Source organism: Mesorhizobium sp. B2-4-1, assembly GCF_006442185.1.
In the GTDB taxonomy this organism is placed as follows: Bacteria; Pseudomonadota; Alphaproteobacteria; order Rhizobiales; family Rhizobiaceae; genus Mesorhizobium.
In genome coordinates, this window is sequence record NZ_VFVN01000012.1 from 98,062 (window position 1) to 111,481 (window position 13,420).

General features: G+C 62.2%; 13 protein-coding genes. 5 read left to right on the top strand and 8 right to left on the bottom strand.

The window, feature by feature from the left end; translation table 11 throughout:
* Positions 1 to 177: 177 nt before the first annotated feature.
* The 7 genes from FJ949_RS25720 to FJ949_RS25750 form a co-directional block, all read right to left on the bottom strand.
* Entirely contained in the window at positions 178 to 1,263 is a 1,086-nt protein-coding gene (locus FJ949_RS25720) for an ABC transporter ATP-binding protein (protein ID WP_140500400.1), read from the bottom strand.
* The gene (locus FJ949_RS25725) at positions 1,263 to 2,366 is read right to left on the bottom strand and encodes an ABC transporter ATP-binding protein (protein WP_140500402.1); all 1,104 of its coding nucleotides are present in this window, start codon (positions 2,364 to 2,366) and stop codon (positions 1,263 to 1,265) included. Before FJ949_RS25725 ends, FJ949_RS25720 begins: the two co-directional genes overlap by 1 nt.
* A complete protein-coding gene (locus tag FJ949_RS25730) occupies positions 2,363 to 2,596 on the bottom strand; it encodes a hypothetical protein (protein ID WP_140500404.1) in 234 nt (77 codons plus the stop codon). Before FJ949_RS25730 ends, FJ949_RS25725 begins: the two co-directional genes overlap by 4 nt.
* Entirely contained in the window at positions 2,593 to 3,552 is a 960-nt protein-coding gene (locus FJ949_RS25735) for a carbohydrate ABC transporter permease (RefSeq protein WP_140500406.1), read from the bottom strand. The genes FJ949_RS25730 and FJ949_RS25735 overlap by 4 nt, the downstream gene beginning before the upstream one ends.
* A gap of 1 nt (position 3,553) precedes the next feature.
* Complete coding sequence (locus FJ949_RS25740; RefSeq protein WP_140500408.1) at positions 3,554 to 4,459, bottom strand: sugar ABC transporter permease; 906 nt, start codon at positions 4,457 to 4,459, stop codon at positions 3,554 to 3,556.
* A 69-nt stretch (positions 4,460 to 4,528) separates the two neighbouring features.
* Positions 4,529 to 5,845, bottom strand: a complete 1,317-nt coding sequence (locus FJ949_RS25745; RefSeq protein ID WP_140500410.1) for an ABC transporter substrate-binding protein — start codon at positions 5,843 to 5,845, stop codon at positions 4,529 to 4,531.
* 357 nt (positions 5,846 to 6,202) lie between these two features.
* Entirely contained in the window at positions 6,203 to 6,886 is a 684-nt protein-coding gene (locus tag FJ949_RS25750) for a TetR/AcrR family transcriptional regulator (RefSeq protein ID WP_140500412.1), read from the bottom strand.
* A 120-nt stretch (positions 6,887 to 7,006) separates the two neighbouring features.
* On the opposite strand from FJ949_RS25750, the gene FJ949_RS25755 reads away from it, so the two are divergent.
* From FJ949_RS25755 to FJ949_RS25770, 4 genes are read left to right on the top strand one after another with little or no spacing between them, the layout of a single operon-like run.
* Entirely contained in the window at positions 7,007 to 8,203 is a 1,197-nt protein-coding gene (locus FJ949_RS25755) for a Tm-1-like ATP-binding domain-containing protein (protein ID WP_140500414.1), read from the top strand.
* Between the two features lie 10 nt (positions 8,204 to 8,213).
* Positions 8,214 to 9,083 (top strand): phosphoenolpyruvate hydrolase family protein, encoded by an 870-nt coding sequence (locus tag FJ949_RS25760; RefSeq protein WP_140500416.1) that lies wholly within the window; start codon positions 8,214 to 8,216, stop codon positions 9,081 to 9,083.
* A gap of 2 nt (positions 9,084 to 9,085) precedes the next feature.
* A complete protein-coding gene (locus FJ949_RS25765; protein ID WP_140500417.1) occupies positions 9,086 to 9,520 on the top strand; it encodes a cupin domain-containing protein in 435 nt (144 codons plus the stop codon).
* A 51-nt stretch (positions 9,521 to 9,571) separates the two neighbouring features.
* The gene (locus tag FJ949_RS25770; protein WP_140500419.1) at positions 9,572 to 10,045 is read left to right on the top strand and encodes a hypothetical protein; all 474 of its coding nucleotides are present in this window, start codon (positions 9,572 to 9,574) and stop codon (positions 10,043 to 10,045) included.
* A gap of 123 nt (positions 10,046 to 10,168) precedes the next feature.
* On the opposite strand, the gene FJ949_RS25775 is transcribed toward FJ949_RS25770, so the two are convergent.
* Complete coding sequence (locus tag FJ949_RS25775; RefSeq protein ID WP_140500421.1) at positions 10,169 to 11,356, bottom strand: Xaa-Pro peptidase family protein; 1,188 nt, start codon at positions 11,354 to 11,356, stop codon at positions 10,169 to 10,171.
* Positions 11,357 to 11,719: 363 nt separating this feature from the next.
* On the opposite strand from FJ949_RS25775, the gene FJ949_RS25780 reads away from it, so the two are divergent.
* On the top strand, positions 11,720 to 13,330 hold the full coding sequence (locus tag FJ949_RS25780; RefSeq protein ID WP_140500423.1) for an ABC transporter substrate-binding protein: 1,611 nt from the start codon (positions 11,720 to 11,722) through the stop codon (positions 13,328 to 13,330).
* Positions 13,331 to 13,420: the final 90 nt, after the last annotated feature.

Genomic DNA, 13,420 nt, shown 5'->3' on the forward strand with positions numbered 1-13,420 from the left:
TGGTGCTGAGTTGCGCCAGGGACCCGCCGCACAGGCGGGTTTTTCCGTTCAATGCTTCATCAACAGCGCACCGACGAAGGCTCCGGAGGGACCCGTTAACCCGGATTCCTTGCCCTGCCGCAAGGCGGGCTTTTTGTTTAGGGCGCTGTCCGGAACATCGCATTCGCGATATTCGCCTCATCCGGCGTGCCGCAAACTCACGCCGCTGCCCTTGTCGAACAGCACCACCTTGTCCGGATTCCAGGCAAAGCGCACCGGCTGCTCGATCGCGACATCGGTCCGCGCCGGCACCGTGGCGCGCAGCGTGGTCTCGCCCACGCGCAGCGTCAGGATCTTTTCCACGCCATGGTTTTCGACGTCGTGGACGCGCGCCTCGACCGGCGCACCGCTCTCGAGATAGACGTCCTCGGGGCGGATGCCGAAGACGAGCGGGCGACCGTCGGTCGCCGCACTCGCCTTGGCTCCCCCTGAAAGCGGCAATTCGAAATTCAGCGGCGCCATGACCGCACGATCGTTGACCACCCTGCCGTCGATGAGGTTCATCGGCGGCGAGCCCACGAAGCTCGCCACATAGGTGTCGCGCGGATTGTTGTAGATCTCATGCGGCGTGCCGGTCTGGACGATGCGGCCATGGTTGAGCACGCCCACCTTGTCGCCCATGGACATCGCCTCGATCTGGTCGTGGGTGACGAACAGGAAGGTGGCGCCGAGCTGCATCTGCAGGTTCTTCAGTTCCGTGCGCAGCGCCTCGCGCAGCTTGGCGTCGAGCGCCGACAGCGGCTCGTCCATCAGGAACACGCGCGGCTTGCGCACGATGGCCCGGCCGATCGAGACGCGCTGCATCTCGCCGCCCGACAGCCGGTCGGTCTTGCGGTCGAGCAGATGCTCGATCCTGAGCGTCCGCGCCGCGCGATCGACGCGGTCCTTGATTTCGGCGTCGGGCAGCCGCCGGATCTTCGGCTTCAGCGGGAATTCGAGGTTTTCGCGCACCGTATAGCGCGGGTAGAGCGAATATTGCTGTAGCACCAGCGCCACGTCGCGCTCCGCGGCGCCCCAGTCGGCAACGTCGATCCCGTCGATGAAGACCTGGCCCTCGCTCGGCCTTTCCAGTCCGGCGATCAGCCGCAGCGTCGTTGTCTTGCCCGCGCCCGTCTCGCCGAGCAGGACGAAGAACTCGCCATCGGCGATGTCGAGGTCGAGCCCGGTCAGGGCCGTGTGATTGCCGAACGTCTTGGAGATGTTCTTGAGCTGGATATGGGCCATCAGAGTCTCACTCCGAGCGACTTGCCGCTCGCCGCGTCGAAGAAATGCGCCTGTGTCGGATCGATCCTGGCGAACACCCTCTCGCCGGGACCTGAAATGAAGCCGCTCTTGGTGCGGGCGCGCAGCATCTTGGAGCCGACTTTCAGGTCGACGATGTCGAACGAGCCGAGCGGCTCGACGATCTGCGTCTCGACCGCCATGAAGCCCTCCGCCGCCTCACGGCTGATGAGGACGCCTTCCGGCCTGATGCCGAGTGCCAGCCGGCCGCCCGCATGGCCGTTCAGCTTCGACAGGAGCGCGCGCGGGAATTCGAAACCGGTTGGCGCATCGCCCACCGTCACCGAGGCCGACGAGGCTTTTTCGGCCACCGCCGCGTCGGCCACGTTCATCACCGGACTGCCGACGAATTGCGCGACGAAGAGGTTGGCCGGGTGCGAATAGACCTCGTCGGGGGAGCCGACCTGCTGGAGAACCCCCTCATGCATGATGACGATGCGATCGGCGAGGCTCATCGCCTCGATCTGGTCATGGGTGACGTAGATGGTGGTCGAGCCTTGCTTGATGTGCAGCCGCTTGATCTCGGCCCGCATCTCCTCGCGCAGCTTGGCGTCGAGCGCGCCGATCGGCTCGTCCATCAGCATCGCTTTCGGCCGCCGCACCAGTGCCCGGCCGATCGCCACGCGCTGCATGTCGCCGCCCGACAGCGCCGACGGTTTCTTGCCGAGCAGGTCCGTGATTTGCAGCGTCTTGGCGACCGAGCGAACTTCCTGGTCGATTTCGCTCTTGCTCTTTCGCGTGGCGCGCAAGGGAAAGGCGATGTTCTCGTAGACGCTCATATGCGGGTACAGCGAGAACGACTGGAAGACCATGGCGATGTCGCGATCGGCGGCCTTCAGATGCTGGATGGGCTTGCCGTCGATGAGGATGTCGCCCTCGTCGATCGTCTCCAGCCCGGCAATGGCGCGCAGCGTCGTCGTCTTGCCGCAGCCCGACTGACCGAGCAGCACGATGAACTCGTTGTCTTCGATCTTGAGGTTGAGGTCCTTGATGACCTGGACGGCGCCGAAGAACTTCTGGACGCCGCGAAGCTCGATCTGGGTCAATGCTGCGCTCCCGGATTTCGCTGCGGATCGCCTGACTGGCCGGTTCCGGCTTCCTCTTGCGGTGCGATCTTGGAGGTGATGTTGAAGCCGATCAGGCCGATCAGGATGATGGTCAGCCCATAGCTGTGCAGCAGCAAGCTCCAGGGCTGGCATAGCGCAATGATGCCGAGCACCATCAGCACCTGGCTGCCTGGTTCCAGATATTTCTGGTTGATGGCGCGAAAGCTCATTTGCGGATCGCTCCGAAGGACATGCCGCGCAACAGGTGATTACGAAGCAGGAAGGTGAAGATGGCGACAGGAAGCAGGAACAGGAAAGTGCCGGCGGCGATCACCGTCCAGTCCGGCAGCCCGGAGCCGACCTGGCTCGGGATGAACGGCGGTGCCGTCTGGGCGCGGCGATTGGTCATGATCAGCGCGAAGGCATATTCGTTCCATGCCGTGATGAAGCAGAACACGGCCGTGGCGGCGATGCCGGTGGCGGCTTCGGGCAGCACGATCTTGAAGAAGGCTTCCATGCGCGTATAGCCGTCGACGAGCGCCGCTTCCTCGTACTCCTTCGGGATCTCGTCCATGAAGCCCTTCATCAGCCAAACCGAGAAGGACAGGTTGAAGGCGGTGTAGAGGATGATCAGCCCGATATGGGAATCGTTGAGGCCGACCGCCCGGTACATCAGGAACATCGGGATCGCCACCACCACGGGCGGCAGCATGCGGGTCGAGAGGATGAAGAACAAAAGGTCCGCCTCGCCTTTGACCCTGAAGCGCGAGAAGCCATAGGCGGTGAATGTACCCATGCCGACCGCCAGCACCGTCGAGGTGATCGCGACGATCAGCGAATTCATGAAACGGTTCGGATAGCCCGACCATTGCACCTGGCCCTTGCCGTCGCGCACGATCTTTTCGCCGCCGTCGAAGACGACGCGTTCCCACCAGGGCGCCGCCGCGTATTCTTCGGGCGAAGGCGGGCTGCGCAATTGCGAGCGCTTGGTGAACAGCTTCACGAAGGGCGATATCTCCGGCTGGAACACGACCGTCGGCGGGATGGTGGTGGCAAGGTTGCGCGGCTTGAACGCCGTCGAGGCGATCCAGTAGATCGGTGCCAGGAAGATCACTGTCGCCACCAGCACGGCGACGATTGCGACGCGGTTGAGGGCGATCTCGGAAGAAGTGCGGACGGCGGCCATCTCAGCGCTCCTTCACTTTGTTCAGATATTTGACGTAGATGTTGGTGATGGCCAGCACCATGATCAGCACGATGTAGGCGAGCGCGCAGGAGCGCCCGGTCTGCCATTCCTGGAACGCCATCTTGTAGAGCCGGATCGAGATCAGTTCAGCCGTCGGCTGGGTGGTCAGGATGTAGGCCAGATCGAAGGTCTTGAACGCTTCCATGGTGCGGAAGATGACGGCGATCATCAGGATCGGCGCGACCAGCGGCAAGGTGATGCGGAAGAAGGTGTAGAACGGACCGGCGCGGTCGATAGCGGCGGCTTCGTAGAGGTGCTTCGGCACCGCCGAGAGGCCGGCCAGCGACAGCAGCATGACGAAGGGCGACCACATCCAGATGTCGGTCAGCGCCACCGCGTAGAGTGCCATCTTGGGGTCGGCCAGCCACTCGAAATTGCCAAGCCCAAGCGCATAGTTGATGACGCCCCATGACGGATCGTAGAGCAGTTTCCAGAACAGGCCGACGACGGCCATCGACAGCATCATCGGCAGCAGCAGCAGGGTCGTCAGCAGCCCCTTCAGCGGAATATCGCGGTTGAGCAGCATCGCCACGCCGAAACCGACCAGCAACTGTCCGGCGACCGAGATGATCACGTATTTGGCGGTGATCGCGAAGTTGGACCAGACATAAGGATCGCTGAGCAGGTCGCGGTAGTTCTGCAACCCGACGAAATTCGCCGGCGCGTTGGTCGAGGCGCGGAAATCGGTGAAGGAATAGCCGAGCGAATAGATCAGCGGAAAGATGTTGAAGACGATCAGGAACAGGATCGTCGGGATGATGAAAAGATTGCGGATCGAAATATCGCTAAGGCCACGCGCGGCCGCGCGTGAAGATCTGTCCAGCGTGGTGATCATCGTGGTCGCCAAGACCCTGCTCCCGCTTGAAGAAAAAGAAACGGAGGAGGCATGAGCGCCCCCTCCGTGGGACATGAACGATTATTGGCCGCGGCCGTATTTCTTGAAGGTCGCGTTCCAGTCGGCGGCCAGTGCGTCGAGCGTTTCCTTGGCGGTGCCTTCGCCGCCGATCATGTAGGGATAGACGCGCTGGTTGAGCTGCTGGAGCAGTTCGGCATATTCCGGCACCGCCCAGAAATCCTTCACCTTGAACATGGTCTCGTAGAAGGCCTTGTTGTAGGGCGTCGCATTCTGGAACTCTTCGGACTTGAGCACGGCTGCGCTGCAGGTGTAGCCGCCGAGTGCCGCCCACTTCTTCTGGGTCTCGTCCTTGATGAACCATTCGAGGAACTTCATCGCCTCGTCCTGCTTCTGCGAGTAGGAGACGACGGAGATGCCCTGACCACCGAGTGCGGCGAACTGGTCGCCGTTCGGCCCGGGAGGATTGGCGAAGAAGCCGGTGTTCTTGGCGTTCGGGTTCGACGCCTCGTTGATCAGCGAGGGGAAGAACGCGAAGTAGTTCATGCTCATCGCGGCCAGGTTTTCGGTGATCGCCTGGTTGTCCTCGACAAAGAACGACTTGGCCCAGCCCGGAGGCGTGAACTTGTAGAGCTCCTTATAGGCGTCGAGCGCGGCGACAGCCTTGTCGGAATTGATGAAACCGTCGACCTTGTAGGTCGAATAGTCACCCAGTTCGCCGCCATAGGAGAACAGCGCGTTCTCGAAGCCCATCGCCATCGCGTCATAGGAATTGTCGGTGTAGATGGCGATGCCGTATCTCTTCTGGTCCGGCCGGTGGAAGAATTCGGCGATGTCGCGCAGCGCCTTGAAATCCTTCGGCACGTCGAGGTCGTAGCCGTATTTGGCCTTGAAGGCTTCCTTCTCCTTGGGATCCTCGAACCAGTCCTTGCGATAGGACCAGCCGACGGCGTCGCCTTCGAGCGGGATGGCCCAGTACTTGCCGCTGTTGCCAGGATATTCGGCGTAGTACTTCACCGTCGCCGGCGCCATCACCTCGCCGAGCTTGTGCTTGTTGAAGAAGTCGGTGAGGTCGACATAGTGGCCACCGGTCGAGCCGGCGCCGAGCCACTGCGAGTCGCCGACGACCAGGTCATAGGCATCGCCATGAGCGTTGAACTCGGTGAAGGCCTTGGTCTGGAAGTCGGCCCAGGGCGTGGTCTCCACCGTGATCTTGACGCCGGTTTCCTTCTCGTACTCGTTGCCGAGTTCCTGGAGGTAGTTGGCAGGATCCCATTCCGCCCAGAAGATGGTGAGCGATTTGTCCTGGGCGTAGACGGATGTTCCGCAGGCAAGTGTCAAGCCGATACCAGCAAGCAAGCTGGTCACTATCTTGCGCATGATGTTTCCTCCCTTGTGCGCATTCTACCGTATCAAGCGAGCCGGCAAACGGGGCCGGCCCTGGTAGTTCCTCCCTTGGTCGCGCCTTCCGGTTTGGAGCCTCCTCGCCCGTCCGGAAATGGATCGCAGCCCTCACTTTCGATCCGCTTTTCTCCTTTGATCTGGTATTACCAATTTTGAAGCTCCGTCAAGCCCTTTCTTGAGCAATGGTGACAGCTCGAAGCCTCGAATTCCAGCCTTATCTGCCTGTTTTTCCTAAATTTTCCTACTCATTGATAGACATCGGCCTTGTTCATGCTTCAGCATTGCGGTTAATATCGGCAACCAGTATGCAAATCTGGTAGAACCAGATACCTGCTATTTCGTGACCCTTGTTGGTTCGATCGCTTGTGCTTCGGAGACTGATTCCGCGATCGCCGCGCGCACCAGGGCGACCGCCGCCCACTGGGCAACGGACATCGTCCGGCGACCGTCCAGTCCCCAGATGTCCTTCAGCACGATAAGCACCTCGACGCCGAAGATCAGCGACAGCGCCTGCGCCAGCCGCTTGAGGTCGCGCGGCGGCAGCCGGCCCATGAGCGGAGCGAGCGCGTCCTGAAGCAATTCGACGCGGTGGCCCCGCTTGAAGGCCGGTTCGTTTCCCAAAGTACCGGCCTGGCGCCGCGCCCACTGATCGAGCGACAGTTTCAATGCCGCCTTGAAGGTCGCCTCGAAAGCCTCGATGCGCGGCATGGCCGTGTCGAAGAGCTCGGCAACGCGGCGCTCGGCATCGGCAGAGGTGGATTTCCAGGTGAGGATCGGCCCGAGCCCCTCGTTAACCACTGCCTGCACCAGTGCCGCCTGGCTCGGAAAATACCGGTAGGCGGTGGCGCGGGACACCTGCGCCGCCTCGGCAACCTCGCTGACCGAAGGTGTTGCGCCTGCCTGCATCAGCCTCGTCGCCGTCTCCAGCATCAGCCGTTTCGTGCGCGCGCGCGGTCCACGTTCGGGTCCCCCGGCGGTGTCGTCGCTTGCTGCGGCGTGTTGACGTGAGACATCCATATCAATATGATACGCGCGTCTCAAAAAATTGCAATGACCTCCTCATTTTTGGAATGGCTAGGTTGACGCTCTGTAGAGCACTGAGCCTTGGGTGACTTGGACCGGCAGAGGGAGGCATCGATGAAGCGCATTTATGTGGTGGGCACCGCGGACACCAAGGGTGAGGAACTCGCCTTCCTGGCCGACGCGATCGCCGCCACGGGTGCCGCTGTCTGCCGGGTCGACGTCGGAACGCGCGGCGCGAGCGTGCCGGTCGACATTGCCGCTGAGGATGTGGCAGGCCACCATCCCGGCGGGCGAGACGCGGTGCTCGCCGGCAACGACCGCGGCGCCGCGGTCGCCGCCATGGGCATCGCCTTCGCTCGCTTTGCCCAATCACGAAACGACATTGCCGCCATGATCGGCATCGGCGGCGGCGGCGGCACGTCGATCATCACCGCAGGCATGCGCACGCTGCCGCTCGGCCTGCCCAAGATCATGGTTTCGACGCTCGCTTCCGGCGACACCGCGCCCTATGTCGACATCTCGGACATCATCATGATGCCGTCGGTGACCGACATGGCCGGGCTGAACCAGCTCTCGCGTGTCGTTCTGCACAATGCGGCCCAAGCGATATCGGGCATGGCCGCCGGACCGCCGCCGCCGCCCGAGGGCAAGCCGTCGATCGGCCTCACCATGTTCGGCGTCACCACGCCCTGCGTGACGGCAATCGCGGATCAGCTCCGTTCGACCTATGACTGCATGGTCTTTCACGCCACCGGCACCGGCGGCCGCAGCATGGAGAAACTGGCCGACAGCGGCCTGCTGTCCGGCGTCATCGACATCACCACCACTGAGGTCTGCGATCTCCTGTTCGGCGGCGTGCTGCCGGCGACGGAGGATCGTTTCGGTGCCGTTGCCCGCACCGGCCTGCCTTATGTCGGCTCGGTCGGCGCGCTCGACATGGTCAATTTCTGGGCGCCTGCGACCATTCCGGACCATTATCGCGGGCGGCTGTTCTACGAGCACAACCCGAACGTCACGCTGATGCGCACGACGGCGCAGGAATGCCGCAAGATCGGCGAGTGGATCGGCACAAGGCTCGCCCGCTGCAAGGGGCCTGTGCATTTCCTTGTCCCGGAGAAAGGCGTCTCGGCGCTCGACATCGAAGGCGGCGCCTTCTTCGACCCGCAAGCCGATGCCGCCCTGTTCGAAGCCATTGAGCGCACGATTAAGCCGAACGCGACGCGCCGGCTGACACGCCTGCCGCTGCACATCAATGATCCCCGATTCGCCAAGGCCGCGGTCGCGGCTTTCCTCGAAATCGCCAGACAGTGAGATCCAAGACATGCCGGCAATACCGCGCAAGGACATACTGAAGAAATTCAGGGGGATGATCGACAAGGGCGTGCCGATCGTCGGCGGCGGCGCTGGCACCGGCCTGTCGGCCAAGGCCGAAGAGGCCGGCGGCATCGACCTCATCATCATCTACAATTCCGGCCGCTACCGCATGGCCGGTCGCGGCTCGGCCGCCGGCCTGCTTGCCTATGGCAATGCCAATGAGATCGTCAAGGAGATGGCCTACGAGGTGCTGCCGGTGGTCAGGAAGACGCCGGTGCTGGCTGGTGTCAACGGCACCGATCCGTTCGTCATCATGCCGCTGCTGCTCTCCGAACTGAAGACGATGGGTTTTTCCGGGGTGCAGAATTTCCCCACCATCGGCCTGTTCGACGGCAGCATGCGACAGAGCTTCGAGGAGACCGGCATGGGTTTTGGGCTCGAGGTCGACATGATCGCCGAAGCCCGCAAGCTCGATCTTCTGACCACGCCCTATGTCTTCAACCCGGACGAGGCGCGCGCCATGACCAGGGCCGGCGCCGATATCGTCGTGGCTCATATGGGCGTGACGACGGGGGGCTCGATCGGCGCCACCTCTGCCAAGTCGCTCGACGACTGCGTGGTCGCCATCGACGCGATCGCCGAAGCGGCCCGTTCGGTGCGCAAGGATGTCATCCTGCTTTGCCATGGCGGGCCGATCTCGATGCCGGACGACGCCCGCTACATCCTCGAACGCTGCAAGGGGCTGCACGGCTTCTATGGCGCGAGCTCGATGGAGCGGCTGCCGGCGGAAGCGGCGATCGCCCGGCAGACCGCCGATTTCAAGGCCGTCACGCTTGGCGGCCTGAAGACGACCACGAAGAAAAAGAAGGGATCATGAGAATGACCGACAAGAGCAAGGTGTTCGTGTACCCGAAGGATGTCAGCGCCTTCGGATTCGACTGGGGAAAATTGTCGCTGACGGTCGCTCCGGAAGTGAACGGCGCGACCCGTTTTTCCGGCGGCGTCGTCGACCTGCCCTCCGGCAAGGGCCATACCCGTCATAACCATCCGGGCGCGGAGGAAATCATCTTTGTCATTTCGGGCCATGGCGAGCAGATGGTCGAGGACGAGCAAGGCAATCCGGTGGTCGAGAAGGTCGGCCCCGGCTGCACCATTTACGTGCCGGAGAGCCGCTTCCACTCGACGCTCAACACCGGCGACGGGCCGATGCAGCTGTTCGTCGTCTATTCGCCGGCAGGGCCGGAACTGGGATTGCGCGAACTGCCGGATTTCAGGTTGCTGCCGGCCGGGAACTCCCCTCGCTCGCGACTTTGAGGCGCCCTTCCGATATGCTATCGTCCAGCATGCCTCCTTGAGAGAGAAGCGATGACGCGTTTCAGTCCCCAGGAATTCGTGGAAAAGCTCGCAACGGGCAGCCTGCCGGACGGCAACCCGGCCATGACGGTTGGCGGTATTGTCAAGGCCAACGACGCCGACCCGTCAACGCTTCTCTTTTCGACCGATTTGTCCTGCGAATCCTGGATACCCGTGCCGCTGAGCTTGATCCAGACGGTCGAGCAGGTACGGACGGTCAACTGCAAAGACCATAAGCATCCGCTGGTCAAGATCGCTTTTACACCGCCCTCGCCGGATCAACGTGACATCAATGCCCTGCTTATGATCATGGCCGGGCTTCAGAGCCAACTCTCCTGGTTCCATCGCAACGCCAAATCCGGCAGTCCGTGGGCGTCAACGTTTGCATCCGATTGCGCCGTCGTCTCCGCATCCGAGGGGCTTACCATATGCTGCACCCAGACGATCGACGGAAGATTGGAAGTCGTCTGCACTGGAATGGTTTAGTGCCTGTCGCGCAAAAGTGACTTCTGTTTAGCGGCAACGGCAAAGCGCCGCGCATGAATTCGTTTCGACGCGACGCGCCTTAGAGACAATCGAGACCGGCACGCTCATTTGTAACGTGGCAGGTTACATGCCACCCCGGTTCCATTCCCGACCCCGATCCCCGAACATCACATAGCCGGTATCGGTAACCGCCACCGTATCCTCCAGCTTGATGAAGCCGCGCGTCGGGTGAAGCATGGTCGTCTCCACCGATAGCACCATGTTCCTCTCCAGCGGCTTGCCCGCATAGGTGCCTTCATAGGTCACCGGATGGTTGGTCATCAGGAACGGCGCCTCATGCGTGATCAGCCCCATGCCGTGAGCGAAGAAATCCGTGTAGGGCGCGACCTTGGATTTTTTCAGCACGCCTTCGGCATGGGAAATCATGTCACCACCCAGCGTACCCGCCTTTACCTTCGAGAACGCCGCCTGCTGCACCGCCTCGACCTCCGCCAGCAGGTCCTCCAACTCGGCATCCGGGTCTCCGAGAACCCCCATGCGGCAGAGGTCGCCGATATAGCCATGATAATTGCCGCCGGAATCGATCGACAGCACTTCGCCCTTCTTCCACGCTTGCGGCGACGCCGCGCGGTTGTGGCTGGAGCCCAGCGTCAGCAGGCAATATTCGAAATGCGCGCCGCGATTCGTCTCCTCGCGGCGAAGCTGTTCGATCATCTCGCTCTTGGTCGTGCCTTCGCGCGCCCATTGGATGGTCGCCAGCATGGAATCGGTGATCAGTTCGGAAGCGATACGCAGTTTCTCCAGCTCGGCCTCGGTCTTGATGGCGCGCATGCGCTCCAGCATGCCGGTGGCATCGACCAGCTTGGCGTCGGGGAGCGCTTTGCGGATCAGGGCATAGGCGTCCGACGGCAGGAAACCCGGCTCGATGCCGATGCGAGCGTCGCCCTTGCCGATCTTGCGCACATGCTCGACGGCGAGATTGGCGGCATCGAGCGTACCCCAGCAGGCGGCATGCAGCGTCGGCGTCCAGAACGGGTGGTTCTGGTGTTCGCCACCCTCCATGCGGTTGCCGATATAGGCGGCGTGGTCCGGTCCGCCTTTTTCGTAGATCACGATCGGCAGGTACCGGCTGTGGCCGATCGCATCCATGGCGGCGAAGAAGATGAACTTGTAGCCGCCGAGCAGATATTGGGTGTTGTGCTTGGATGTCGCGAGCAGAACGTCGATATCAGCCTCTTGCATCAGGCCATCGACCCTGGCGTGGTCGAATGGGATGTCGCCGACCGCGCTCTTCCCCGGAGCTATGTTCATTGTCTCTCTCCCTGAATTTTCGGCGCAGATCGCGCTGGACCGCCGGCTGCCCGATCCCGATACCGACTTCGGGTCAAATCTGCACCATTTTCGCCCATCTGGTCCAGCCAGAAACAGGCTCGCACAGCTGAATGGCCGTCGCCGGTGCCCATAATGTGAGGTGCATCGGATGACCTGGTCTTACCAGGTCAGGTTTATCGACCACTCTCCCGTAACTGGTCCAGCGAACAAAAATTTCAAAGCCACGCCACGATGCGCCAATTCCGTCTCTGGCGAAAGCCACGGCAAGGCCCATAATCAAACGTGCATGGAAACGCCCGAAAGGCCTCCGTGCAAGATATGAGATAGAGGGGGAATAGGATGATGTCGGAGTTCAGGATTTCACGCCGCACGGTGCTTGCGGGCTCTGCCGTGCTTCTGGCCTCCACCGCGATGCCGGCCTTGAGCTGGGCGCAGACGCCGAAGAAGGGTGGCCGCCTGGTGCTCGCCGCCGATTCCGAGCCGCGCAACCTCAACCCGGCCATCGTCGCCTCGAATGGCGTCTTCTTCATCTCCAGCAAGATCGTCGAAACGCTGGCCGAAGCCTCCTTCGATGGCAAGGACGGGCTTGCACCACGCCTGGCGGTCAGTTGGGAAGGCGCCGCCGACGGGCTGTCGGCGACCTTCAAACTGCGCGAAGGGGTCAAATGGCATGACGGCAAGCCGTTTACCTCGGCCGACGTCGCCTTCTCGGCGCTGCAGATCTGGAAGCCGCTGCAGAATCTCGGCCGCACCGTGTTCAAGGATCTTGCCTCGGTAGATATCCCTGATGAATTGACCGCCGTGTTCAAATTCGCCAAGCCCACGCCCTTCCAGCTGATCCGCAACGCTCTGCCGGCGCTGAGCAGCGTGGTGCCGAAGCACGTTTACGAAGTTGGCAAGATCGAGGACAACCCGGCCAACAACGCGCCCATCGGCACCGGCCCGTTCAAGTTCGCCGAATACAAGGCCGGCCAATACTACCGGCTGACGAAGAACACGGATTATTGGGGCAAGGGCGAGCCCTATCTCGATGAGATCATCTACCAGGTGCTGCCCGACCGCACTTCGGCGGCGAGCGCGCTGGAAGCAGGAGAGATCCAGCTCGCCGCCTTCTCCGCCGTGCCGCTGGCCGATCTTGACCGCATCTCGAAAGTGCCGGGCCTGAAGGTGATCACCAAGGGCTATGAGGGACTGACCTACCAGCTCGTCGTCGAGATCAATCATCGTCGCAAGGAGCTCGCCGACCTGAAGGTGCGCCAGGCCATCGCGCATGCCATCGACAAGGATTTCGTCGTCAAGACGGTGTTCCTCGGCTATGCCGCCACCGCCACCGGCCCGGTGCCGAAGAACGACCCGCAGTTCTATACCGCCGACGTCCCGACCTATGCCTTCGACGTCGCCAAGGCCAATGCGCTGCTCGACGAGGCGGGTTACAAGAAGGGCGCCGACGGCAAGCGCTTTTCGCTGAAACTGTTGCCGGCTCCCTATTTCAACGAAACCAAGCAGTTCGGCGACTATCTGCGCCAGGCGCTCGCCGCCATCGGCATCGACGCCCAGCTCGTCAACAACGATTCCGCCGCGCATATCAAGGCCGTCTACACCGACCACGCTTTCGACCTCGCCGTCGGCCCGCCGGTGTTCCGCGGCGACCCGGCGATCTCGACCACCATCCTGGTGCAGAGCGGCATTCCGGACGGCGTGCCGTTCTCCAACCAGGGCGGCTACAAGAACGATGCGCTGGACGCGCTCATCGCCAAGGCGTCCGAGACGCTCGGTACATCGGCCCGCACCAATCTTTACAAGGAGTTCCAGAAAGAGGTGGCCGCCGACCTGCCGCTGATCAATGTCGCCGAATGGAGCTTCATCAGCGTCGCGCGCGAGACGGTCGGCAACATCGCCAACAATCCGCGCTGGGCGGTATCGAACTGGGCGGACACATATCTGGAATCGTGACAGTATTTCGCGGATGAACGTTCGCGAAATCATCGTAGGCGTTGAGTTCTACGAGGCCGCCCTCTGTCCTGCCGGACATCTCCCCCTCAA